The organism is Clostridium sulfidigenes, from assembly GCF_052067195.1.
Taxonomy (GTDB): domain Bacteria; phylum Bacillota; class Clostridia; order Clostridiales; family Clostridiaceae; genus Clostridium_J; species Clostridium_J sulfidigenes.
Genome location: NZ_JBQHQR010000015.1, coordinates 90,251 through 114,861 on the forward strand (window position 1 = coordinate 90,251; position 24,611 = coordinate 114,861).

The 24,611-nt window shown below is 30.6% G+C and carries 20 protein-coding genes, 1 pseudogene and 1 riboswitch; of the genes and pseudogenes, 17 read left to right on the forward strand and 4 right to left on the reverse strand.

Annotated elements, in window-relative coordinates:
• Positions 1–33: 33 nt before the first annotated feature.
• From ACTNBA_RS15765 to ACTNBA_RS15775, 3 genes and pseudogenes are all read right to left on the reverse strand, one after another.
• Entirely contained in the window at positions 34–1,911 is a 1,878-nt protein-coding gene (locus tag ACTNBA_RS15765; protein WP_441075223.1) for a S8 family peptidase, read from the reverse strand.
• Positions 1,912–2,204: 293 nt separating this feature from the next.
• Positions 2,205–2,696 (reverse strand): annotated as a pseudogene (locus ACTNBA_RS15770) (cupin domain-containing protein); the annotation flags it as partial.
• Positions 2,697–2,932: 236 nt separating this feature from the next.
• Positions 2,933–3,475 carry a nitroreductase family protein gene (locus ACTNBA_RS15775; RefSeq protein ID WP_441075224.1) on the reverse strand — a complete coding sequence of 181 codons (543 nt, stop codon included), beginning with the start codon at positions 3,473–3,475 and terminating at the stop codon, positions 2,933–2,935.
• A gap of 549 nt (positions 3,476–4,024) precedes the next feature.
• Here ACTNBA_RS15775 and ACTNBA_RS15780 point away from each other — a divergent pair.
• The gene (locus ACTNBA_RS15780; RefSeq protein WP_441075225.1) at positions 4,025–4,561 is read left to right on the forward strand and encodes a DUF6609 family protein; all 537 of its coding nucleotides are present in this window, start codon (positions 4,025–4,027) and stop codon (positions 4,559–4,561) included.
• 105 nt (positions 4,562–4,666) lie between these two features.
• On the opposite strand, the gene ACTNBA_RS15785 is transcribed toward ACTNBA_RS15780, so the two are convergent.
• The gene (locus ACTNBA_RS15785; protein ID WP_441075226.1) at positions 4,667–5,530 is read right to left on the reverse strand and encodes an AraC family transcriptional regulator; all 864 of its coding nucleotides are present in this window, start codon (positions 5,528–5,530) and stop codon (positions 4,667–4,669) included.
• A gap of 824 nt (positions 5,531–6,354) precedes the next feature.
• On the opposite strand from ACTNBA_RS15785, the gene rsgA reads away from it, so the two are divergent.
• The 16 genes from rsgA to ACTNBA_RS15865 all read left to right on the forward strand — a co-directional run bounded on the left by rsgA (position 6,355) and on the right by ACTNBA_RS15865 (position 24,186).
• Positions 6,355–7,428 carry a ribosome small subunit-dependent GTPase A gene (gene rsgA / locus ACTNBA_RS15790; RefSeq protein ID WP_441075228.1) on the forward strand — a complete coding sequence of 358 codons (1,074 nt, stop codon included), beginning with the start codon at positions 6,355–6,357 and terminating at the stop codon, positions 7,426–7,428.
• Positions 7,385–8,533 carry a GNAT family N-acetyltransferase gene (locus ACTNBA_RS15795; protein WP_441075230.1) on the forward strand — a complete coding sequence of 383 codons (1,149 nt, stop codon included), beginning with the start codon at positions 7,385–7,387 and terminating at the stop codon, positions 8,531–8,533. Before rsgA ends, ACTNBA_RS15795 begins: the two co-directional genes overlap by 44 nt.
• Positions 8,534–8,733: 200 nt before the next feature.
• A complete protein-coding gene (locus ACTNBA_RS15800) occupies positions 8,734–9,201 on the forward strand; it encodes a flavodoxin domain-containing protein (RefSeq protein ID WP_035130335.1) in 468 nt (155 codons plus the stop codon).
• Between the two features lie 114 nt (positions 9,202–9,315).
• Entirely contained in the window at positions 9,316–10,158 is an 843-nt protein-coding gene (locus ACTNBA_RS15805) for a nitroreductase family protein (protein ID WP_441075232.1), read from the forward strand.
• A 230-nt stretch (positions 10,159–10,388) separates the two neighbouring features.
• Positions 10,389–12,194: an ABC transporter ATP-binding protein gene (locus ACTNBA_RS15810; RefSeq protein ID WP_441075234.1), complete on the forward strand. Its 1,806-nt coding sequence runs from the start codon at positions 10,389–10,391 to the stop codon at positions 12,192–12,194.
• Positions 12,184–13,968, forward strand: a complete 1,785-nt coding sequence (locus tag ACTNBA_RS15815) for an ABC transporter ATP-binding protein (protein WP_441075236.1) — start codon at positions 12,184–12,186, stop codon at positions 13,966–13,968. Before ACTNBA_RS15810 ends, ACTNBA_RS15815 begins: the two co-directional genes overlap by 11 nt.
• 241 nt (positions 13,969–14,209) lie before the next feature.
• The gene (locus ACTNBA_RS15820; protein WP_441075238.1) at positions 14,210–15,334 is read left to right on the forward strand and encodes a radical SAM protein; all 1,125 of its coding nucleotides are present in this window, start codon (positions 14,210–14,212) and stop codon (positions 15,332–15,334) included.
• 242 nt (positions 15,335–15,576) lie between these two features.
• Positions 15,577–15,672, forward strand: a riboswitch (guanidine-I (ykkC/yxkD leader).
• Positions 15,673–15,777: 105 nt separating this feature from the next.
• Positions 15,778–16,485: a B3/B4 domain-containing protein gene (locus ACTNBA_RS15825; protein ID WP_441075240.1), complete on the forward strand. Its 708-nt coding sequence runs from the start codon at positions 15,778–15,780 to the stop codon at positions 16,483–16,485.
• An 18-nt stretch (positions 16,486–16,503) separates the two neighbouring features.
• Positions 16,504–17,193 (forward strand): radical SAM protein, encoded by a 690-nt coding sequence (locus ACTNBA_RS15830; protein ID WP_441075242.1) that lies wholly within the window; start codon positions 16,504–16,506, stop codon positions 17,191–17,193.
• Between the two features lie 229 nt (positions 17,194–17,422).
• Complete coding sequence (locus ACTNBA_RS15835; RefSeq protein ID WP_441075243.1) at positions 17,423–17,704, forward strand: ribosomal protein L7/L12; 282 nt, start codon at positions 17,423–17,425, stop codon at positions 17,702–17,704.
• Positions 17,705–17,893: 189 nt separating this feature from the next.
• Entirely contained in the window at positions 17,894–18,427 is a 534-nt protein-coding gene (locus ACTNBA_RS15840; RefSeq protein WP_441075245.1) for a GNAT family N-acetyltransferase, read from the forward strand.
• Positions 18,428–18,554: 127 nt separating this feature from the next.
• Complete coding sequence (locus ACTNBA_RS15845; protein ID WP_035130314.1) at positions 18,555–19,412, forward strand: AraC family transcriptional regulator; 858 nt, start codon at positions 18,555–18,557, stop codon at positions 19,410–19,412.
• A 190-nt stretch (positions 19,413–19,602) separates the two neighbouring features.
• Positions 19,603–20,448: a GNAT family N-acetyltransferase gene (locus tag ACTNBA_RS15850; RefSeq protein WP_441075248.1), complete on the forward strand. Its 846-nt coding sequence runs from the start codon at positions 19,603–19,605 to the stop codon at positions 20,446–20,448.
• Between the two features lie 512 nt (positions 20,449–20,960).
• Positions 20,961–21,971, forward strand: a complete 1,011-nt coding sequence (locus ACTNBA_RS15855) for a DUF4037 domain-containing protein (RefSeq protein ID WP_441075249.1) — start codon at positions 20,961–20,963, stop codon at positions 21,969–21,971.
• A gap of 125 nt (positions 21,972–22,096) precedes the next feature.
• The gene (locus ACTNBA_RS15860) at positions 22,097–23,002 is read left to right on the forward strand and encodes a helix-turn-helix domain-containing protein (RefSeq protein ID WP_441075254.1); all 906 of its coding nucleotides are present in this window, start codon (positions 22,097–22,099) and stop codon (positions 23,000–23,002) included.
• Between the two features lie 227 nt (positions 23,003–23,229).
• Positions 23,230–24,186: an alpha/beta hydrolase gene (locus tag ACTNBA_RS15865; protein WP_441075251.1), complete on the forward strand. Its 957-nt coding sequence runs from the start codon at positions 23,230–23,232 to the stop codon at positions 24,184–24,186.
• Positions 24,187–24,611: the final 425 nt, after the last annotated feature.

Sequence of the window (24,611 nt, forward strand, 5' to 3'; positions counted from 1 at the left end):
TTTTAGCTTTTTAAGATCCAGTGGTTTCACCACTTACTCTATAATGTCTATAGAATCATCTATTCTTACATATAATTCTTTAGGCGTTCTTATATAAAAATCAGATGGCAGGTTATTTTCATTTTGAGTATTGAGTGCATCATAAGGTCTAATTAATGGAGATGATCTAAGGTTTTCGAAAGAGCCTTGAAGATTTAATATGCCATATCCCCATTGTGGATTAGGATATATATCACCAGACCTTTTACTAGTACCCCTTGTGAAATAAGAAATAGCTGTAGGGCCATATATGTTTGGGTCATTTCCCAGGACGATTCCCCATTCTAGCAGAAGAAGCGTGGCACCACACAGTACAGCACCAGCTACAGAGCCGCCAGAAAGTAAGGTATTTTCATTATTCAGTCCTGTAGTTAAAGCCATAACTCCCCCTGTAGTTAAGTTAGGTTTTACTCTATTATCTGCAGTAAATCCTCGACCGGATTCTACAGCTATAGTATTATTATTTTGATTGTAGAAAGAGGTAGTTATAGATTTTCGGGCATTAGCTGGTGCTTGAAGTGTAATGTATGGGTTAGGATTTATTACTCTGGTAGTTAATTGTATAAGTGGCCTTTGAGGTAGCCACAGATTATATACTCCATTAACTATATAATCTCCTTTAAGTCTTAATTGCCAAAGACCAGCTTTGGGATTTTTAATAGTTATATATATAGATTCATTTCCACTAGCAAATTCAGGGTTTAAAAAAGCGATGTTAATTATACTATTTTCAAGAATTAAATTAACTTGCTCAAACTTACTAGACACAAGGCTAGATTGTATAGGTTTTGCAATCTCACCACTAGGAGAAATTAATTCAATAGATATTACATCAGGTCTTTGAACCCAGAGCATGAGAACTAAATTATTTTCATTAGAACCTACAATGATTTCTAAAATTTGAATTGTATTACTTTTTAGAAATCTACCATAACCATGTGTTAAGCTAGCTCCTTGATTACCAGTATTAGTTACGAAGATAAGTCCCTTTCTTGTTGAAAAGAAGTTAATATCTTCTTCTATGGAGGTAATACCTTCATGTCCACCCCAATTTGTTCCTGCAGAGATCAGAATACTCATAGGTTTTGTCGAAGGTGATGGATTGTAATTTATTACGAACCTCATTGCAATATAAATATCAATACCTTCAAAAATCGGTGTGCTTCTTCTATCATTGATTCCCACTAATCTAAGATTACTAGTTTTAAATTCTTTAAGTTTTACAATTAAAAATTCACATTCAGGAGCACTGCCTATAACATTATTTAATCCTCTTGCACCAACTAAACCTGCTACATTTGTACCATGCCCTAACTCATCTCTTGAAGGAACTATATCATAAGGATTCCCACCTTGATTTGATACTTGAATAGCTCTATTAATTTCATCCTGGCTATAAACAGTGCCAAAAAATGCTACAGGGTCATCATTGTTATTACTTTCAATAGTTTGATCCCATATACCTATAATTCTTGTAGTTCCATCAGGATTTTGAAATTGAGGATTTAAATAATCTATACCCGTATCTATAATTGCAGCTATTGTACCTTTCCCTGTAAGATTTAAAAAGGTTTCTCCGTGAAATTGGGTTATATTAGCAGCTTCTACTGGCTCTATAGCTGATAAGGTGTAAGGGAAACTAATATCTATGTTAAATATATTGTTAAATCTATTTATAAAGTCAATATAATTAGCAGTTCTCACAGAAGCAATGTAGGCACCCTCAGATACGTTAAAGGCACATACATAGTCTATTTCTTTAATCAGGCTATTAAAATCTCCTGTATATTTAATGAATACAGTTACATATTCTTCGCTAATGTAGGCCTCTCTACACAGATCAATTTCTCTGGATGTACTTAGAGTATTCATTTATAAAATTACAACTCCCCCAAATATCTATCTATTCATATTATTCAATGAGACTTAAAGTAGTTACAAATTAAATAGATATAGAGTTAATAACGTCAAAAAGGTCATCTTTAATTCTGTTCGCCAATTATTCAACTTCTCTCATTGAAATAGGCATAATAAAAGAGTCGATTACCCGACTCTTTTATTATGAATATCACTTTAAATAAATTGCAGATGCTCTAATATTAGATTTAATCTTCAATATAAGAATTAACTATCTCACCACAATAAGTCATATGGGAATCGTTGCTTTACTCTTCAGCAGCGTCTGAATCAGCTTTAGTTATATGAACTGTATCACGTGGATGCTGAGGAGGAGCATAAATAGAGTACAATTTAATTGGTGTATTACCTGTATTGATTAGATTATGCCATTTACCAGCTGGTATGATGAAGGCAAAATCATCATAGACCTCTTTTTGAAAATCTAAGTTATCTCTTCTGTCGCCCATTTTAACAAGTCCTTCACCATCTTCAATACGTATGAATTGATCAAGGTTAGGGTGACTCTCTAAACCTATTTCTCCTCCAACAGGAATACTCATCAAGGTAAGTTGCAAATGAGTTCCAGTCCATAAAGCAGTACGAAAAGTATCATTTTGCTTAGTAGCTTCATCAATATTTACTACAAAGGGTTCTGGTCCATAATCCTTCAATTCAATAAAACTATTAGCATATTCAGATCTTAAATAATTAAATCTTGATTCATAATCAATTTCATCAGTATAAGGGATATATTCATTAGGATACATATTTCTCTTCCTTTCATAGAACTATAACATTATAGTATTCTTTAAGTTTGGAAAATGTGCTTGATTCACAGGAATACTATATAATGAGGTCATGTGTAGAATTTATTGATGAAGATCTGAACCTGTTTAAAGTAGATATATTTGACCATTAAAATTTGTGCAACCCTATTGATGCAGAACTTGTAATAGAGGTTGCACAAACTATTTATATGAAAGATAAGAATGTGTTATTGCTTGTTTGTATTATTCCAACTGTTGTAATAAATATGTTGTGAGATATCTTTTGGTGGATAATGTTCATCATCTTCATTGGTTTCACCAATTGGAGTCATCGCAACTACTTTGAATTTTTCAGGGATATTTAAAATCTTACGCACTGCTTCTTCCTCAAAAGAACCTATCCAGCAAGTTCCATACCCTTCATTTGTTGCTGCCAATACCAGATGTTCCATAGCAATACCGCAATCCAACATAAAATATGATTTATTATCAACATCACCACTTTCCGATGGGTCTGCCACTACAACAGCAATGATTGGCGCTTGTTTAAGTGCATTTGATGTTTTGTCAGTTTTGTTTATAATTGTATTGGAGATTTGCTCTCTTAAATTTTGTTCATTGATAAAAATAAATCGATAACAAGTTTTATTTTTCCATGAAGGTGCCATTAAAGCAGCATTGATAATTTTATCTAATTTTTCTGTTGGTATAGGAGTTGACTTGTAGGTCTTATTACTTGTTCTGTTTTCAATTACTTTATAAAAATCCATTATTATTCACCTTCCTTATCACAATAATTCTTAAATTTATAAAATGATAATTTAAAGCTCAAATTTATGAAAAGAGCCGTCCTTATGTATTTTAGTATGTGTGAATATGTGCTTTTTATACTTTAAGTAAAACTATAAATAATAAAAGAACTATAGATAGCATGGCTTTGTTTTTCTCCTAGGTATTCACACGACCTCAGAGGTCATAATATAAACTGGAAGGTTATGTTTGCTTTGATATTAAACATTCTATTATTATGGGTGAAAAAGAAATTTTGGATATATTTAAATGATAATGTAAATATAACATTTAGATTATTGAAAAAAATGGTACAATATATGTAGCTAAAATTATTATATGGAGGAGTATAGATATGTGGATAAATAATGCTGGGCAGAATTGTCCTCATCATTCATAAAAAGGCTTATGGGTATGTGAAAAAGTGTATTGAGGAAATGAAGCCACTATATGAAACTATTATCAGAGATATCATATTAAATTAATAAGAAAGTAAGTTTTTTATAATACAATTATGAAAGGGTGTAAATATGATTAATAGACAATTAGAATTTAATGAAAAAAGAATCTGTGGAGTTTGGCTAATATTAATTGGTATTGTTATAACGGTTTCTACTTTATTTGGTGGAAAGTATTTATTAAATCCAATTATTTTTATGATAGGCTATGGAATAAGTTTTTATATCGTTTTTATTAATGAAAAAATTAAGTTAAAATTATCGCAAGGCTCTAGTACTCCTTTTCAAAATAAAGTGGCTAACATCGGTATTATATCATTGTTTATTTTGATGTTTTTAATCGCTGGTCCGTTTTTCCCATCTCAAAATTGGCGTATGATATGGATCGGTACATTGTTATCTACTGGACTGCATTTTTTTATATTTTACTATGTGCATGGTAAGGCAATGCTTTTACTTGGGGCAACTTGTTCCATCATAGCTATAATAGGAATGGTTTTAACTAATATTCCATTTAAACCAATTGGTATCATAGATGGTTTGATTAAATTTTTATTTGGTTTATATCTTCTTTTTTTATCTTCGCCATCCAAATCAAAAGTAAGATAATTTTCCACAAACGTAAGTTTCAAAAACCACTAAATGATACCAATTCTATAAACTCGAACCAGTGTTACAACTTTGCTTGATCTGGTCAGTTTAAATTTTTAGTTTTTATCTCTTCCGAACAGGAATCCAAACTTCACTATAAGCATAATCTTTTTTGTCTCTATCCATTTTAGTAAAAGAAAATGTAGGGGCATTAATTACTTCATAATCGGATGATAGAAGCCATTCAGAGTATGCTTTTGCCATTGTATTTTGTAGAGTCGATGGAAATGGACCTTCGTTTGGGAAGATTGCCCAAGTATATGCATCTACAGGCACTTTTTCTAATTGATCACTCACTTGATTTGTAGTTGTTAAAACACCTATCAAGTGAGTTAAATCTCCTTCTTCTTTTAAGAAATTAGCGTCAGCCTCATAAGAAGCATTGACTATTTCATAGGGCTCAATGTTTTGAAGAGAATGCATTTCTTTCCTTTGTTCGTCAGTGATGCTTTGTGCAAGCTTCACAATTTCATTATTAACACCTTCAAATTGCATTGGGATTCTTTTGCTTACACCTACTAAATTAAATGCGGGTTTGTCTTCAATTCTAAAATCCATATTAATTCCTCCTTTAACTGTTATAACAAATGAAAGTTTAGGAAAAGTTTTACTGATACCATTTTTCATAACTTCTGAAGGTAAAAAACCACACCATCTTTTAAAGGCTCGAGTAAAACCATCTATTGATTGATAACCGTATTTTAAAGCAACATCAGTAACTTTTTCTCCATGTAATAAATTCATACTAGCTTCAGATAATTTTCGGTTTTTAATATATTCACTAAGCGTCATCTCTGAAAGATAAAAGAATATTTTCCTAAAATGATAATCAGAAACACCAGCATAAATAGAAATTATTTCAAGAGATAGGTCATCAGTTAAATGATCTTCAATATAATCAATTACGTTATTTAAATCTTTTAACATTATCTTCGCCCCTTCCATATCTACATAATATCAAAGCTGCTTTTTTCATGCTCGACTTTTTTTACATAAAAAACATCGAATTGGACCTATATCAATAACTAGGACATAAATCATGCACTATCATAAGGGTTGACTTTACTGATAAAGGAATGAATATTTTTTTATCTGCTATCATTTGTTGAAATTGACTATAAATATATTGATTCCCAAGATCAATGAGAAGTATTATACATTTGTATTAAGTACAACATATTTATGAATAAGTAACTTTATACCCAATTAGCCCCTTGTCATCGGCATAAATCACAGTTTACTGTTAGATTGAAAAAATTACCAAATATTACCTTTATATAAAAATTGTATTGACATTGGAAAAATAATGAATTAATATTTTACTATAGCTTAATTTAATATGAAGTCGAAGGGAGTGTTATTATGACAGCAATATTTGAGGTGGTTTTGAACTAATTAAATATAGAGCAAAAGGTTTTGAAAAATGGATAAAAATGACATTTATTTGTGTTGCCTTTTGCTAATGTTATGAGTATAACCGTTCGGCCTAAATAATTTTGGTTGTTAACGCGATGCAGGTTATCGTGTTTTTTTTATGCCTATAAATTTATTATCCCGCAGGAGGTCTATTCTCTTTGCGGGATTTTTGTATCCTTTTTTAGAAGACGGATTAAACTAATTTGTTCTAACCCTTATAATAATGTTTTATATTATGGAATTAAAATAAATGAAGGTTCAATAAAGCCGTGATATTGCAATAATTTACGAATTAGGCTTAGTGATATAAGTTATTGTGATGAAAGGAAGATTTTATGAATTTAGAAAAATTAGGTTGGAATAGTTATTTTGAAGAAGAATTTAGAGTGTATTTTAATAAAGGTCTTATTGCTGGAAGAATAGTTTCACAGCAGAAAAATAACTATTTACTACATTATGAAAAAGGTATAATAGCTGCAAAGCTAGCAGGTAAATTTAGATACAATGTAGCATACAGTAAAGACTTGCCAGCAATTGGTGATTGGGTAGCTGTTCAGTTAATAGAAGGTAGCACCCAAGGAATAATTCAAGGTGTTTTACCTAGAAAGAATTGTTTTGCAAGAAAACAGCCTATATCTGGTGGAAGAAAGATTAGAAATGGAATAATAGTAGGAGGGCACATTGAGGAGCAGGTTGTAGCTTCAAATATAGATACAGCTTTCATTGTAAGTGGGCTTGATGGAAATTTTAATATCACAAGAATAGAAAGATATATTACATTAGCATATAACAGTGGAGTAAATCCAGTAATCATTCTAAATAAAGCAGATGCATGTAATAACATTGATGAATATAAAACAAAAGTAAATGATATTGCAATAGGAATACCTATTTACTGCATTAGTGCTATAAGTAATATAGGCATGGAGGTTTTTAAGGAATACTTATCATATGGTAAAACAGTAGTATTCTTTGGTTCTTCAGGGGTAGGAAAATCAACTATTATTAATTATTTGCTTGGAGAAGAAAAGCAGAAAACAGGCTCTGTTAGTTCAGCTAATGGAAAAGGTAGACATACAACAACTAGTAAGGAACTATTTTATCATGATTCTGGTGCAATGATAATTGATACTCCGGGGCTTAGAGAGCTTCAGCTTTGGGGTGACGAAAATGGAGTTGAAGAAAGTTTTAAGGATGTAGCTAGTTTAGCAGAAAATTGTAAGTTTAAGGATTGCAACCATGATAAAGAACCAGGCTGTGCAATAAAACAAGCTATAGAAGATGGTATCATAAGTCAAGAAAGATTTGAAAGTTATATGAAGCAGTTAGGTGAGATAAAAAGGTTAAGTAAAGAAAAAAGGCAATATGAAATATTTAAAAGTAGGAAAAGTAAGAGGGGATGTATGTAGTATGGTAGTAGAACTTAATAGAGCTGATTTTAATAAGGTTACAGATTTATTTATAGATTTAGAATATAATTTATCAATTTTCAGTGTTATAAATAAAATCAATCCAGGCAGGATTTTTGTTAACAATGTGGACAATCCAACAACAGCATTAATAATAAGTCCCGAAGGTATGTATTTCGCAGGAAATGCAAAAGATGATGACTTTAATTGTGAGTTAAATAATGTATTGAAAGATGATATTTTTAAAAAAGCATTAGAAAAAAGTAAGGTAGATTATATAGTTTTTTATTCTTCAAAGGAATGGGAAAAATCATTTAAAGATATATTTCATTCATTATATCCAATGGAAGATGATAGAAGATATCTAGAACTAGAAATAGATAAATTTAATAATGTGGAAGTATCGGAAAAGGTAAAAAAAATAGATAGAGAAATGTTGCTAGATAGTAATTTGAAAGAAATTGATGATGTAAGAGAAAGTATAATTGAAAACTGGTCTTCCATTGATAATTTTTTAGAAAAGGGATTTGGGTATGTATATATAGTTGATGGTGGTGTTGTAAGCAGATGTATAGCTGACTGTGTAGTTGAAGATAGATGTGAACTAGGAGTAGAAACAGAAGAGGATTATAGAAAAAAAGGATATTGCACACAAGTGGTTATTGCTGCTTTAAATCATTGTAAAAATAACAATATAAAAAATGTAGGTTGGCACTGTTGGGATAATAATATTCCATCCTATAAATTAGCTGAAAAAGTTGGATTTGAGCAAAAAAAGAATATTAAAGTATATTTTGGGTGGTATGATTTATACGATAATTATTTAATAAATGGTAACTATTATCTCAAGAAAAATGTAAATTACAAGCTTTCAGCTGAATTTTATACTAGAGCATTTGAAAATAACCATGGGTTTGTATGGCAATTTTATAACGCAGCATGTGCTTACTTTAAAATCAATAAGAGGGAAGAAGCTAAAAGATATTATCAAATTGCTTTGAAAAATGGATGGAAAGGTATTGAGCCATTAAAATCAAGTCCACTATGTGAATATCTCTATGATTTAGAGGATAGCATAAGGATTGAAGCAGAATTAAAAATGTAGGAGACTATTTTGAGTATTGCATTTGCTCTTTATATAATTTAGGATGGTGCGGAAAATGAAGAAGTTAATTGAGCAATAAAGTTTGATGTATGTCCCTTAACTATGATAGTTTAATGTGAGCTTTCTTAAGAATATTAACATATTTTATAAATACTTCAGGTATAATTTTATTAAAAGGAAATTAAGTGGGGGTATGATTTATGAAATCGCTGATAATATATTGTTCTGATTATAAAAAAAACACTGAAGTAATTGCACAGATATTGGCTGACAAAATGGATTCGGAGTTAATTAATATAAGAGATGTTAGTGATTTAGACATAGAAAGTTATGATTTGATTGGATTTGGTTCTGGAGTATACAAGGAGAGTTTCTCACCAAAGCTTTTTAAGTTGGTTGATAAGTTGAATTTAGCAGGTAAAAATGTTTTTGTATTTTCAACCAGTGGAGTTGGGATGAAGTTCTATAATAGTAGGTTAATTAAAATTTTAGAGTCAAAAGGAGCAATAAACAAGGGTAGCTTTGCCTGTAAGGGTAGCTTTATAGCAAAGGATTTTACCAACAAAAAGCTTTTTAATATTATGGGCAGATTATCACAAGGGCATCCCAATCAAAGAGATTTTAAAGAAGCAGAAGGATTTATTATAAGGGTACTGGATTCACTTTAAACTTAGGTTATTAACTCAGGGTATTAATCTTCTTACTTAAGAACAAAAAAATATTTATTTATATTATAGTTGAGTAAAATCAGAAGATATTTATTATAGAAGGGAGAAACATCAATGAATATTAATTTTTCAATAGAAGAATCAGTAAAAAAACGATACAGCGTAAGAAATTATAAAGAACAAGAGGTTGAACTAGATAAAAGAAAGGCAATTGAATCCTTTGTTAATTCATTGGATAATCCTTTTGGGAAAAAAGTTAACTTTCATTATCTTGACAATTGGGAAATGAAGGATGAAGATAAGCTTGGAACTTACGGTGTTATTAAGGGGGCAATGCAATATATTGGAACAGCTATTAAATTAGAACCAATGGCATTAGAAGCCCTAGGATATGAACTAGAAGCAGTTATTCTTTATTTAGCTCATCTTGAACTTGGGACCTGTTGGTTAGGGGGAACTTTTAATCGTAAAGGATTTGCAAAGGCTATGAATATAGAAGAAGATGAAATATTTCCAATCATAACTCCCTATGGTTATGCTGCTACGAAGAAGCATATGAAAGAAATCGTAATGAGAAAAATGATAAAAGCAGATCAGCGTAAAGAATGGAATCAATTGTTTTATATAAATGATTTTCAGACACCTCTTACAAAAGAAAAAGCAGGAGATTTAGAGGTTCCTTTGGAAATGGTTCGCTTAGGCCCGTCAGCATCAAATAAGCAGCCTTGGAGAATTCTAGTAAAGGACAATGCATGCCACTTTTATGAATATAAACAGCCGGGATATAGTGACAGTTTTCCATATGATATTCAAAGGGTAGATATGGGAATTGCTGCAGCCCACTTTGATTTTTCAGTTAAAGAAAAGGGGCTCAAAGGTTATTTTGATACAGAATGTGAACCAGAATTAGAATTGCCTGACCATATGGAATATGTTTTTTCTTGGATTAGAGAATAGAATGGGATATTATGTAATTTATTTATGTTTAAACTCCTCTTGGACTAAGGTCTGAGAGGAGTTTTTTATGGGGTATATAAATATGCAAACTTAGTAAGTAGTGCTAACAAACCTATAAAAACAATCCCAAAACGAACATTGAATTTTATTGTAAAAGACTACCTTATATTATATAATATAGTAATAGTTGATAAAATTTGGTCTAAATATATAATACTAGGGGGGATTAAATGTCAAAATATAATTTGTTCTCGAAAAAGAAACTTGGAATCCTTGATATCATTCGAATTCCAGTTCATTACTGCCCCTTTTATACTATTTCAATTGCGGTTGTTAGTTTTTTTAGTGGTATAGTTCCAACACTTTCACTTTTAGCCACTTCATATTTCATCAATTCTTCAATATTATTTTTCACAGAAGGCTTGGGTGGAACTCATATCAAAATGTCAGTATTGGCAATTATTTTATGTACAGTGTATTTGAGTTTTTCGCCTTTATTGATGGAGTATCTTAATAGGAAGCTTGAAAATAGTTTAATGGAGAATTTTTCTGTTTCTTTAATAGGTAGGATTGCATCACTAAAATATGAATATCTTGAGGATGACTCAAGCTTAGATTTAATATCTAGAGTTTCTAGACAACCTGAGACCCAATGTGTTAAGTCTTATGGACAAGCATTGGGAGCATTTAGTTTAATACTAAAAATCATAGGGATTATGAGCGTTCTTCTCTTTAACGTTGCCTGGGCTGCATTAGCAATTGCATTAATAGCAATACCAACATTTCGTATTGCTATAAGGGGTGGTAAAGAAAATTATGAAGCAAATAGAGAGTGTGAAAAACATATAAGAAAAGCGGGGTACCTATCAGAAATTCTAACTGGAAGAAATGCTGCTAAAGAAAGAACTCTTTTTAACTTCTCAAAGAAGGTTAATGATTGGTGGCATAAGCAATACGAAATTGCAAGAAATATTAAGTTTAAAGCCAGTTTAAAATGGTTAAAGGAGTCTGAAATTGGTGGAACTTTAACCTCCTTACTGATAGCAGTTATTATTTTAATTCTTGTATTTCCATTAAAAACAGGTTTATTGTCTATAGGACTCTTTATTTCAATTGTTAATAGTATTCTGTCATTAATTCCAGATTTGGCTTGGCAATTACCAGAGTATACTGAAGCTATAGCTGAATCAAAAGAGTATTTGGAAGATTTTACGAAGCTATTGTCATTAAAGTATAAGAATGAGTACTTGTGCGTTCCATCAGAGAATCCAACTACATTGTATCGAATAGAATTTAGGAATGTAACATTTAGATATCCAGGAACTAAACGTGATGTATTGAAAAACCTTAACCTTATCATTGAAAGAGGAATGCATTATGCTCTTGTTGGTGCTAATGGTTCCGGAAAGACAACAATCACTAAACTACTAACGGGATTGTATGAGGAATTTGAAGGAGATATTCTTATCAATGGCATTTCAATTAAGACGTACAGCCAACAAGAATTAAAATCCATGTTTGCTATAGTATATCAGGACTTTGCTAAATATGAGATTTCATTGAAGGATAATATAGCATTAGGAGATGTAAACAGTTATAGCACTCAACGCCTTGAAGAAGCAATTGAAGAAAGTGGATTAAAGGAGTTACTACAAGAATTACCTAGAGGTATAGATAGCTCTATTGGTAGAATTGTTAAAGAGAGTATTGATTTATCAGGTGGACAATGGCAGCGAGTTGCCATTGCAAGAACACTAGTAAGTAATGCTTCCTTAAGAATTTTAGATGAACCAACGGCAGCACTAGATCCAGTGAAAGAGAGTCAACTTTATGAGAACTTTGAAAAAATTAATCATGGGAAGACCACACTTCTCATTAGCCATCGATTAGCTTCAACGAAACTTGCAGATGTTATTTATGTAATTGAAGAGGGAACTGTAAGTGAACAAGGTAATTTTGATGAACTGATGAAAATCAATGGTTCTTATGCTGAAATGTTCAATAGTCAGAGGAGGTGGTATGAGAATGAAAACTAATAGAAAATCTGACTGCAGTATAATTGTTCAAGCATTTCGAAAGGTAATTGGTGCCTGTCCAATGTATTTTCTATTTATTTGTGTCATTGACTTACTATTGGGTTTAACACTTGCTCTTAACACCTTGGCCCTTGACAACTTTTTTAGCCTTGTTGGTCAATATGTTGCTGGAAAAACAGTATTAAGTGGAGTATTGAGTTCTCTTATATTACTTATCCTTTGTATTTTGGCAAACCCAGTATTAAATGGACTAAGTACAGTTTTTTGTTTAGACTATGAACGTAAGGTGATAGGAAAACTTGAAAAGATGTTTAATGATAAATGTGCCATGCAGCAAACAGCTAGTTTTGAGGAAACTTCTTTTTTGGATGGTATTAATAAGGCACAGAAAGGTGTAAAAAATAGTGTATCACTTATAACAGGAATTGTGGATGCTACACTAATCTATATCCCTTATTTTTTAATTATCGGTGTATACCTTTATAGCTTAAAACCAAACTTAATTATAATCATTTTTTTATTTTCCATTCCAATTATGTTTTCTCAAATGTTTAAAAGTAAATTATATGCTAGACTGGAAGATAAGGCTGCACCCTTGCGTAGAGAATGTGAGCATTATGGGGAATGCATCATTGGCAAAGAAAAATTTAAGGAAACAAGATTACTTGGAGCATACAATTTCTTTATTAAGAGATATAAGAACAGATTACAAACTCTAAATAATGTTACAATGAAGACTCAAGTTAAATCAATAAGGATTGAGTTGTTATTTAAAATTCCCGTGGTATTGGGACATGTAATTACCCTGCTATTGCTTGTTAGGTATCTTCTTGACGGTTCCATTTCAGTAGGAAACTTTGGTGCTGTTTTAGCTTCAACAGCAATGATTATGAATATGTTAGAACAGATGATTTGCTATATAATAGGAAACTCAATGAAGCAGATTGGGACTGTGGATAACTATCTTAAATTTATGAATATAAAAGAATCAGTAGGAAAGCAAATTAACTATGAAAAAGCTCCAGCCATTGAGCTTAAGGATGTTTCCTTTAGTTATCCAGGGAGTAAGAAAGATGTTATTTCAAAGGTATCTATAAAATTTCATAGTGAGGAAGTCATAGCTATTGTAGGAGAAAATGGTGCTGGAAAAAGTACATTAGTAAAGCTAATTTCTGGGATTTATTTACCTAATAAAGGTAGTGTATATTTTAACGGTGAAGATACCAGAGGATTAGATCCTAAAACCTTGATGAGTAATATTTCTAGTGTATTCCAGGACTACCAACGCTACAAGATGACACTGCAGGATAATATCATTATAAGTGATACATCAACAACTTTGATAAACCAATGTGCTCAGAACTCATTAAAAGAAGCTGATTTAAATGTGAATTCCAAGGTATTTCCACAGGGTATGAATACAATGCTTTCACGAGATTTTGATGGGGTGGATCTTTCAGGAGGACTTTGGCAAAGAGTAGCCATTGCAAGAGGATTTTATAAAAAACATAATATGATTCTTCTTGATGAGCCTACAGCTGCCATTGATCCAGTAGAAGAATCTAAATTATATATGAAATTTATTGAGTTATCAAAAGGAAAAACATCTTTTATTGTTACCCATCGCTTATCTCTAACTAAAATGGCAGATAGGGTAGTTGTAATGGATCAAGGTAAAGTTGTTCAAATAGGAACTCACAAAGAATTAATTAGTGTAAAAGGAAAGTATCAAGAACTGTATAGTTCTCAAAGTAAGTGGTATGTAGAAAACTAATATGATGAAAATAAAGATATTCAAAAGAGTTTGTTTAAAAGGAAACACATTTAGAGCCTTGAGAAATCAGGGTTCTTTTTAAGTGCAAAAAGTTATAAGTTTCCAAAGACATAGTAAGGAAACAATGAAAGTGATATAATAAAGCGAATGAGTATGACTTTTGAAGAAGAATACGTGAAAAAGTATAACAAGGAGAATTAAGATTGAATCTTTAAGAAGATAAATTAGAGGAGGATACATAATGAAAATTTCAAAAGAAGATGCGTTGATGTGGTTTGAGTTTTTTGCCATGCTACCAGAGGATGAGGAGCTTATGACAAAACAACAGGAAATCATATACGCTACCTTTGCACAAATAGAGGAGTCAATTGATCATAGGAATAATATGTTAATGTCAGAAATTAAAGACTTAAAAACTCTTGGGAATAGAACTTATTTCGTGGGAAATGAAAGAAAGTTTGCAATGGGATGCCGTTCTTGTCTTATGGGAACTGGCTTAAGTGCAATTAGAAAAACAAACAAATGTAATATAGAGTGTAAGTTCTGCTATAACTATGGAGAATTAGAGGATCAGCCTCCTATAGGTGAAGGTATGTGGGAAATCGGAGGTACAAAGTTTTATGAGAAGGATATAGATTTACTTCTTTCCATCCATAAGAAACCTACTGGGGTATGCTATGTTTATTTAGAGCCTTTTATGGAAATTGAAAAGTACTATCCTGTTATAAAAAAGTTTAGTGAGGCAGGGGTTCATCAACATTTATACACCAATGGTACTTTAGCTACGGAAGAAACTTTGAAGGCATTAGCAGAAGCTGGCCTTGACGAGATAAGATTCAACCTAGGGGCAACTAATTGTGCAGATAAAGTTATAAAAAATATTGGACTTGCTAAAAAATATATTAAAAATGTAGGTATTGAAACTCCAATGACTCCTGAGTTTTTCCAAGGATTTTTTGAGAAAAAAGAAGCAATTTTAGACACAAATCTGGATTTTATAAATTGTGCAGAGCTACATTTAAATGAGAATAACATACACAATTATGAAGGCGAAAACATGTATATTTCTAGACATGGCTATATTTCTCCAACTTGGAGCAGAGAATTAACTCTTAAATTCATGAAAATAGCTGAAGAGGAAAACTGGGATTTAGCAGTTCATGATTGCTCAAATCATACAAAATTTGCGAGAAATTTAAACTTGAGTAGCAAAGAAGGTAAATGGTTCGGAGCTAGTAGCTATGGCTGTGAGTTTTCAAGGATACCATACGAAGTATTTCTACCAATACTGAAGGATGATAACTTCAAATTTTTATGTGAAGAAGAACTGCCTGAGGGCTATAAAGTAGGAGAGCTGTTTTTTTAATTAGATAAATGGAGTTTATTAAAATCATATCAATGGTTTCAAGCCCTAGAGTGTAATTATGCACACTCTAGGGCTTTTGTGGTAGGAAATGTATTTATAACATTGGTTGATGGTATTCAGTTTTCAATGGTATGGAAAGATTATTATCCACAGTGAAATTTTTCAAATAAAAAATAAATTGACTTAAATAGACTGCTGTGCTAAAGTAAATTTGTAAATTATAAATTACAAAATAGTTTAATATTTAAGTTTTCTAGGGTTCCGCAGTTTATAACTGGCAGGTCCGAGAGAAAACGCACAGTTAATTGTGTACACGGAAGGATAAAAGCCTGGGAGATATTTTAATAATATCACTTATGGCTTTTTTATTTTTATTTATTTTGAATAAGTCATGAGATATTATTATACTAATCTAACTACTACTAATTAAAGGAGGATTTCTAATGAAAAAGTTTGTCATTGAAAATGAATTTTGGAGCCTATTTCCAAGTGTAAAAATCGGAGTAATTGTTTGTTATGGTATAGATAATACTATAAAAGATAAAGAAGCATATAAAAAAATGATTTTAAATTCAGAGAAGGAAGCCTTAAAGTATTTGCAGAATGCAGAATTTAGCAGTAACGAAGTTATAAAAGTATGGAGAGAGGCATTTAAAAAGTTTAAAACAAAGAAGGGTGCAAGATCATCTATTGAGGCGTTACTAAAGAGAGTGCATAATGGAAATCAATTAGGGACTATTAATCCACTTGTTGATATTTATAACTCTGTTTCATTAAGATATGCACTTCCTTGTGGTGGTGAGGATATAGATACATTTGTTGGGGATATAAGATTAACTAAGGCTGTTGGAAATGAAAATTTTGTGGTATTAGGAACGGATAAAAGTGAACCACCATATGAAGGTGAAATAGTATATAAAGATAATGAGGGAGCAATTTGTAGGTGTTGGAATTGGCGTGAGTCAGTAAGAACCATGCTTACTGAAAATACAAGAAATGCTTTTTTGTGCATTGAATTAATTGATGAAAAAAGAACAGAAGAGTTCGAAAATGCTTTAAAAGATTTAGAGAAAGCAGTACAAGATAATTTAGGAGGAACATGTAAGGTCTCAATTCTTGATATTAACAATAAAGAAGTAACAATACTTTAATTTGAGGAGGATAAGTTAATGAGTGGTTTCAGTTATAAAGATATTTATAGCGAAGATGGAAAAAGAGTATTGGAAGTGAACATACTTCCAGAAAAACATTGTAACTTTGATTGCATATTTTGTCCTATTGGAAGAGCTCAAAATAAGGTAGATACCCAGAAGTCCTTTGATGAAATGAATAGTTCATTAAAAGAACTTGAAAGCATGATAGAAAATACTAAAGCAGAATTAGTTTTTATTAATTCAAAAGGAGAAGCTTTAGTGAATGAAAATATTATTGATATAATTAATATTATTAAAGGTAAAGGGGTGCCAGTGAAGCTATTATCAAACGGTTATATTCTAAACTGGCCAGAATTTAAAGAGATTGCAAATATGTGCGAGGAAGTTATTGGTGAGATAAAGGTTGCTTCAAATGAAGATTTCCAAAAAATCCAAAGGCCGATTGAAGGATATACTTTTGAGAGTCATATTTCAAATATGAAAGCTTTTAGAGAGCAATATAAAGGTAAATTTATATTAGAAGTAACTATTCTAAAGGGCTATAACGATGATGAAGAATCCATACAAAAACTAAAAAGTATTATTAAAGAAATATCTCCTAACAAGGTAATCATTGAAAGATTAGAAGATGAAAAATTTAAGAAAAAACTTGGTATACCTGATGAAAGATTTGAGGAAATTTCAAATTCATTACTAAATATTTAGTAATGGTCAGATTTAATATAAATTATAAATATTTTAAGAGAATCCTAAATGCAAAAAGGATTCTCTTAATTTTTAATAAGTATTAAAAATCAGTAAGAATATTATGGATTAAGTTGTGTCATTAATTCTTAAAATATGTACAGTTATAGTAAATAATGGTATTATGTTTATGAATAGTGCTACATAATAGTAAATTTATGTGAACTAACTAGTAATGGAGGTTTGAAATATGGAATCTGTATACATGGGTTTAATAACTATGCTATTTATTATTTTGATTATAAATATTAATACTTTTCAACGCAATCAAGATCGGATAGATTCAAAATTAAATAGAATTATTGAGAATTTTGGAGTATCTGAAACAGCTTTAGAGGAAATAAGTGATGAGTTGAAAGCTGAATTAATAAAACTTGTTGAGGCAAATAGAAAAATTAAAGCAATAAAAAAATTGAAAGATACTACTGGAATGGGATTAAAAGAAGCGAAGGATTATGTGGATAGTTTATGAACATATGGATACATTTATTGTAGCAGATAAGCTGCAATGGAGATTTATAGATGACAACAAAAAGGTTAGAAGAGTAGGTAAAAGAAAGAGTATGGGGTGGAAATGTTTTTTCTGATTCGGAATTACAAAACTTAAAATATCCACCTTTGAAAGATTTTTAGAAAAATTTTTATATAATAGGAGGAAATTATGTTATTTAACAATATAGAAACAGATAGATTATTTCTTAAAAACATATCCAGTGATGACAAAGATTTTATATTTAGCGAATTTTCAGATGATGTAGTTAATAGATACCTATTTGATGCTGAGCCATTAACTGATGTTGAAGGTGCAGATGAAATTATTAACTTTTATACACAGCAGGAACCACGATTACAGAACCGTTGGATTATAATAAGAAAATCAGATGGGATTAAAATGGGTACATGTGGGTTTCATTGTTGGAATAAAACAGAGTATAAAGTGGAAATTGGTTATGATCTTAAAGAAGAATTTTGGGGAAATGGGTATATGCAAGAAGCGATTAAAGAAATTATCACATTCGCCATAAGGAATATGAATATAAAAGAGATAAGTGCATGCATTTATATTGACAATAAAAGGTCAATTCGTCTTGTTGAAAATCTTGGATTTGTTTTATCTGGTTCAAGTTATGAATTATTTAGAGATAAAAAATATTTGCATAATATATATTCCCTTTATCTAACCAATTTAACATAATCTATCTACGGCGTAATGGTGTTGGCCAAGCTTTAAAAATTAATCTTCCAGACAAAACATAACAAAAAAAGTCGGGAATAACTGCTTGAAAAGCAATATGATATAAATGTAGACAGGAGTGATGAGTATGGGATGGATTGAATGTATTGGTGAAGCTATTAGTTACATCGAGGAAAATATCACCGAAGAACTTACAATAGAGGAAATTGCAACACAGGCTTTGGTGTCACCTTTTTATTTCCAAAAAGGATTTGCAATGCTTTGTGGTTTTACGGTTGGAGAGTATATTAGACAACGTAGGCTTACTCTTGCCGGCAGTGAGCTTGTATCTACTGATGAGAAAATTATTGATATTGCAGTGAAATATGGCTATAACTCACCAGATAGTTTCACAAAAGCCTTCACTCGTTTCCATGGTGTCACACCTACTGCAGTTCGAAAAGACGGAGCAATGATTAAATCTTTTGGGACCTTAAAAATCAAATTTTCATTGGAAGGCGGTTATATTATGGATTACAAAATTGTTGAAAAAGATTCATTTACGGTTATGGGAGTATCAAAGGTATTTAAATATGATAGTGCAACTAGAGAAATTCCACAGTTTTGGACAGAGCATTATCAAACAGGAAAGGGTAAAGTTGTGTGTGGAATGTACGGGGTATGCATTGATGAGAGTATGGGTTCAGATGAATTTGAATATTTGATTGCCGATAATTATATTCCATCCACAGTAACTCCAGATGGTTTTATTACAAAGATTATTCCTAAACACACTTGGGCTGTTTTTGCCTGCAAGGGTGCAATGCCAAAATCATTGCAAGATGTAAACCAAAAAATCTTCTCAGAATGGCTACCTAACTGTAAGGATTATGAAATTGCAGCTGGTTATAACATTGAAATGTATACAAATATAGCTGATTATCCAAAGGGTAATCAGGATGAAAATTATTACAGTGAAATTTGGATTCCTGTTAAGAAAAAATAATTAAAAGGTAAAAAGCCAATTCTTAGTGTTATTAAGTATTGGCTTTTTATGTAATTAGCAAATGTTAATGTTATATACTAAAATAATATATATAATATAAATATTAAGCATATCTTTAAAGAAATATTTTTCAAGAATATTGACAAACTTATGACCAAATTAAATGATAATATAAAGGAGAAGATAATAAATGTTTAGTTATAAAATATTAGATAAAACAAGTATTGAAACACTTCATAAAACGTTTTCAGATGCATTTTCTGATTATCAGGTTAAGATGGATTTACCTATCTGGAAGTTTAAGCAAATGCTTCAAAGAAGGGGTTATGTCTCCGAAATGTCCATAGGTGCATTTAAAAGTGAAATGTTAGTAGGATTCGTTTTAAATGGATTTAGAAATTGGAATGGAAAATCAACAGTATATGATCTTGGGACAGGCGTTACAGTTGAATATAGAAGACAAGGTATCACAAGCAATATGCTTTTAAATATCAAAAAAGAGCTTAAAGAAAAGCAAGTAGAGCAATATTTGCTTGAAGTAATTAAATCTAATACATCTGCGGTTGAACTATATAAAAAACAAGGCTTCGAGATTCAAAGAGAGTTCCAATGTTTTCATCTAGATAAAAATAAATATAATCCAATAACAACCTATATGGTTGAACATGTTGACAAAATTAACTTAAGACAATTAACAGGATTTTGGGATTTTGAGCCATCTTGGCAGAATTCTATTGATTCTATAAGTGCTATACCAGAAGAATTTCAATATTCTATTGTGCGTTTTGATAACAAAATTGTTGGCTATGGCATTATTGATAAGAAAACAGGAGATATTCCACAAATAGCAGTGAATAAGGATTATAGGGGTAAAGGAATTGCAAGAAGTATAATTACAGATATGATAAAAAATACAGAATCACATAAAATCAGCGTTCTTAACGTAGATGATCAATCTGAATCTACTAAAAACTTTTTACTCCAATTAGGGTTTGAATATAGTGTTAGTCAGTATGAAATGCTTATGAAAATATGATTTAAATGATTAAGAAACAATTTTGTAGAGGAAGGGACAATAAAACAGGGATATTTTTGGAAGGATATAGGAACCACATATTTGGTATTATATTTCATTTAAAAAGCTGAATATATGGCTAAATAGTATATCATGAGTATGATTTCCAAAACTAACATATAATGTTTACAAATATTTCAATTAGGTGTATAATTTTCATATGTAACAGTGTAATTTTGAAAGGTGGAGTGCCATTCGGTCAAATTAGTACTATGTAATCAAAAAGTATAATTTGGCACGGAGAAGTAAGATAGAATCATTTATTAAAATAGAGTGGTAAAACTGTTTGATGTGACAGTTTATTTGGTGAACCATTTTATTAGTATATGATTTTATTTTACTCTCTAGGCAATTGAACTATCTTTTTATGATAGAAGTCGTAGAGTAAAATCTACGGCTTTTTATTTTATTTAAATTATACTGTTACATTTATATTTTATATGAAAAAATTGATTTAAGAAGGAGATATTATTATGAAAAGACCATATGTGAACTTAAAAAGTGAAAATAAAATTAATGATTTTATGTTAGAATTAAAAAATAGTATAAAAAAGCTTAAATCTTTAGAAGGAGTAATTGGAATAACCTTAAATGGAGGGATGTCTCGAGGTTATGTAGATTATCTATCTGAAATTGACATAGTTATTTATTTAGATAAAGAGAATTATGAACTATGGAATAATGGAAAATCACCTATACCAATTGGGATTACAATGGCTCAAAAATATCTTTACGATATAAAGATATTAAATTTGGAGGAAGAAAAACAGAAATCGTGGGATAGTATTGCTTTATGGGATTTATCTTACTCAAAAATTTTATATGATCCTAATGGAGAAATAAAAAAATTTGTAAGAGATAAACTTATAAATAAACCAGAACCATTACAAGCTGAAGGATTACTTTTTGATTGTTGGTGGTATTTTAGATTAGCAGGTGATATATGGATTCATAGGGGAGATACAGTGCAAGGTCATTACATGATGAATAATGCTGTTACTAAGTTAGTAGAAGCTCTATTTATAGTAAATGGTGAATACATTCCACATGAAAAATGGATTATTAATTTTAGTAGAACTCTTTCTTGGACACCAACACAATGGGAAAGAAGAATTCTTGAAGTAATGAGTACAGGAGATTTATCATTAGAAAGTTTAATTAATAGGCAAAGTGTTATTGAAAAGTTATGGGAAGAAATAGATTTATATATTGTTGAAAAAGAGTGTCCACATTTTAAGCTTAGAGTTATGCAAAAAAGCTTTTATGATTTACTTAAACTGCTATTTGAAAATGATTTTGTAACAGTTGAGGAATGGAGTGAAAATGCCAGTTTATCCTTTTTATCAGGAGAACCTTTTTTTAGTTTTGTAACTATTAATGATGGAAAAATAATTGTTGATAAAGAAAAAGCTTTTTCAATAAAACCCGAGGATTTATATTATTGGCATTATGAAATTTTAGAAAAAGTATTATTAGAAATATAAGGTTTATTAATAAGTGGTATATTAGTAGAGTGATTAAGAGAAGAAAAATGCTCTTTTTTATTCGCAATGAAGGTCAAGAAATAGAATTTTTTATGATATATACTTTAGATATTGGAGGTGGAAGAATGAGTGAGGCTGAAACTATTATGGCGGTACAACGTATGCAAGAGTACATTGAAGTTAATATTTTAAGAAAGATTACGTTAAAAGAACTAGCTGTTGTGGCAGGATATTCACCATGGCATGCTGCAAAACTTTTCAAAGAAGTTACTGGTAAGGCACCATTTGACTATATTCGTGCATTAAGGCTCACTAAAGCTGCGTTAATACTACGTGATAGTAATGAAAAGATTATAGATGTAGCGATGGATTTTGTCTTTGACTCACACGAGGGCTTTACAAGAGCATTTTCAAAGGAATTTGGGATGCCGCCAAGAAAATATAGTCAATGTACACCACCAATAAAACTATTTATGCCTCAGAAAGTTTTCGATACCTACCGAGCATTTCATAAAGGAGGAAAAAAGATGAGTGATAACAATAACACCAAATCTATATTTGTACAGGTTATTCAGCGTCCTTCACGAAAAGTTTTGTTAAGGCGAGGGAGAAAAGCAACGGGTTATTTTGAATATTGTGAGGAGGTAGGGTGTGATGTATGGTCAGTACTTACAAGTGTAAAAGAAGCCATATATGAGCCAATTGGAATGTGGCTTCCAAAACATCTTATTAAAGAAGGAACATCACAATATGTGCAAGGTGTAGAAGTTCCCATTGACTACACAAATGATATTCCTAATGGGTATGAACTTATAGAATTGCCACCTTGCAAATTAATGATTTTTCAAGGTGAATCCTATAATGATGATGATTTTATGGATGCAATCTATGAAGTGTGGAATCATATTGAAAAATTTGACCCTACTGTTTACGGATATCAGTGGGCACCAGAAACTGCACCAAGATTTCAGCTTGCACCAATGGGGTACAGAGGATATATTGAAGCACGCCCTATTAAATCAATAAATTAAATACTGGATACAAAAACTTTTTTAAAGGCACTAAGGTAATAAAATCTTAGTGCTTTCTTTGTATGCATATTTGTTTATGGATATGGAAAAACAATCTACAGACATTCAGAAAATATGTGATGTGATATAATAGAATAAAGTTTAAAAGTTACTATATATGGAATATATAGTATGAGAAATATTATACTGCGAAAAATATTTAGATATTGATCAAAGGAGAATTAAGTATGAAATATAACAAGTATTGGGAATTCGAAGGTGAAATTACAACTCTTTATAACCAGAAAAAATACAGAGAAGCCTTAAATTTATTAGAATATGCATCAGAATATCTTCCTAAACAGGAATTTGATAAGTATTTATTTGAAATAATGATTTTAAAAGCTGAATTTTATTCTCATGAGGAAATGTATGAAGAGTCTATTAATGTGATATCATATCTTCTTAATGAAGGATGGGCATGTGATAAGGATATTTTTGATGAAGTTCATTTAAAAGCAGATATCAGGTATGTTGATCTTAAGAATAAAAATGATTCATTATTAACAAAGGCTAGAGAAAAGGCTAGATTTAAATATGCTGTCCATCTACCGATTAATTACATTGAAGGAAAGAAGTATCCATTATTTATTGCATTACATGGTGATCCTGGAAACATAGGTGAATTTAGTGAATACTGGAAGCCTGATGAATTTTTAAAGAAAGGTTTTATTGTTGTATATGTTCAATCTTCACAATTATATCGTCATAATGGTTTCAGTTGGACAATGAATCCACTTATTTCAAGAAATGATATCAAAGAATGTTATAATTTAATATTAGAAGAATATCCCATTGATGAGGAGTGGGTAATAATTGGAGGATTCTCAGGGGGAGCAATAACAGCCTTAGACATTACATTTGCTAATGCGATTCCTATAAAAGGGTTTATTGCAATAGGTCCAGATTTTACAGAATCATTTACCAAGGTGAATGTTAAGCTTGCAGCTGAAAGAGGGGTTAGGGGCATATTTATGGAAGGAGAAATTATAATGCCATTGGAAGAGCAAGAAGAAATGATTAAAGTATTTGAAGAAGTTGATCTTCCCTATGAATTCTATGTAAATAAAGGTATAGGACATGCTATTCCACAAGATTTATCCGATAAATTAAATAAGGCATTAAGTTTTATATGTAATTGTTAATATTAAGTGTGCTACTTATTGTACTATAATCCTTTTGGTATTAGCACTATATGAAAGCAATATTGTTAACCTTATAAAAATTATTTTAACTATACCACTTCTGTAATAAAAAATAATTTAAAAATCTAACTTTCATTAGGATGAAATCATAGTGATAGTAGTGCATAGCTGATAATAAAATATTATAATAAAGTAAAAGGTAAATATGACTATTTCTCTATATAAATATTTACATAGGGAAATAGGTTTATAGAAAGCTATTTTTATAGTTAACTAGGGATATATTTAACTATAAAACTATAAAACTAGTTAACTAGCATTCCTGTTATAAAGCTAAATGAACTTTGAAAAAAAGAAACTCCACTGATAAAATACTGGGTATAAGGACTTGCAAGTCTTATCCCTAATTAATAATTATCAGTGGA

Excerpts from the sequence above, each read along its gene's own strand:
- ACTNBA_RS15765 (WP_441075223.1), bottom strand. The coding sequence starts at position 1,911 with ATGAATACTCTAAGTACATCCAGAGAAATTGATCTGTGTAGAGAGGCC.
- ACTNBA_RS15775 (WP_441075224.1), bottom strand. The coding sequence starts at position 3,475 with ATGGATTTTTATAAAGTAATTGAAAACAGAACAAGTAATAAGACCTAC.
- ACTNBA_RS15780 (WP_441075225.1), top strand. The coding sequence starts at position 4,025 with ATGATTAATAGACAATTAGAATTTAATGAAAAAAGAATCTGTGGAGTT.
- ACTNBA_RS15785 (WP_441075226.1), bottom strand. The coding sequence starts at position 5,530 with ATGTTAAAAGATTTAAATAACGTAATTGATTATATTGAAGATCATTTA.
- rsgA (WP_441075228.1), top strand. The coding sequence starts at position 6,355 with ATGAATTTAGAAAAATTAGGTTGGAATAGTTATTTTGAAGAAGAATTT.
- ACTNBA_RS15795 (WP_441075230.1), top strand. The coding sequence starts at position 7,385 with ATGAAATATTTAAAAGTAGGAAAAGTAAGAGGGGATGTATGTAGTATG.
- ACTNBA_RS15800 (WP_035130335.1), top strand. The coding sequence starts at position 8,734 with ATGAAATCGCTGATAATATATTGTTCTGATTATAAAAAAAACACTGAA.
- ACTNBA_RS15805 (WP_441075232.1), top strand. The coding sequence starts at position 9,316 with ATGAATATTAATTTTTCAATAGAAGAATCAGTAAAAAAACGATACAGC.
- ACTNBA_RS15810 (WP_441075234.1), top strand. The coding sequence starts at position 10,389 with ATGTCAAAATATAATTTGTTCTCGAAAAAGAAACTTGGAATCCTTGAT.
- ACTNBA_RS15815 (WP_441075236.1), top strand. The coding sequence starts at position 12,184 with ATGAAAACTAATAGAAAATCTGACTGCAGTATAATTGTTCAAGCATTT.
- ACTNBA_RS15820 (WP_441075238.1), top strand. The coding sequence starts at position 14,210 with ATGAAAATTTCAAAAGAAGATGCGTTGATGTGGTTTGAGTTTTTTGCC.
- ACTNBA_RS15825 (WP_441075240.1), top strand. The coding sequence starts at position 15,778 with ATGAAAAAGTTTGTCATTGAAAATGAATTTTGGAGCCTATTTCCAAGT.
- ACTNBA_RS15830 (WP_441075242.1), top strand. The coding sequence starts at position 16,504 with ATGAGTGGTTTCAGTTATAAAGATATTTATAGCGAAGATGGAAAAAGA.
- ACTNBA_RS15835 (WP_441075243.1), top strand. The coding sequence starts at position 17,423 with ATGGAATCTGTATACATGGGTTTAATAACTATGCTATTTATTATTTTG.
- ACTNBA_RS15840 (WP_441075245.1), top strand. The coding sequence starts at position 17,894 with ATGTTATTTAACAATATAGAAACAGATAGATTATTTCTTAAAAACATA.
- ACTNBA_RS15845 (WP_035130314.1), top strand. The coding sequence starts at position 18,555 with ATGGGATGGATTGAATGTATTGGTGAAGCTATTAGTTACATCGAGGAA.
- ACTNBA_RS15850 (WP_441075248.1), top strand. The coding sequence starts at position 19,603 with ATGTTTAGTTATAAAATATTAGATAAAACAAGTATTGAAACACTTCAT.
- ACTNBA_RS15855 (WP_441075249.1), top strand. The coding sequence starts at position 20,961 with ATGAAAAGACCATATGTGAACTTAAAAAGTGAAAATAAAATTAATGAT.
- ACTNBA_RS15860 (WP_441075254.1), top strand. The coding sequence starts at position 22,097 with ATGAGTGAGGCTGAAACTATTATGGCGGTACAACGTATGCAAGAGTAC.
- ACTNBA_RS15865 (WP_441075251.1), top strand. The coding sequence starts at position 23,230 with ATGAAATATAACAAGTATTGGGAATTCGAAGGTGAAATTACAACTCTT.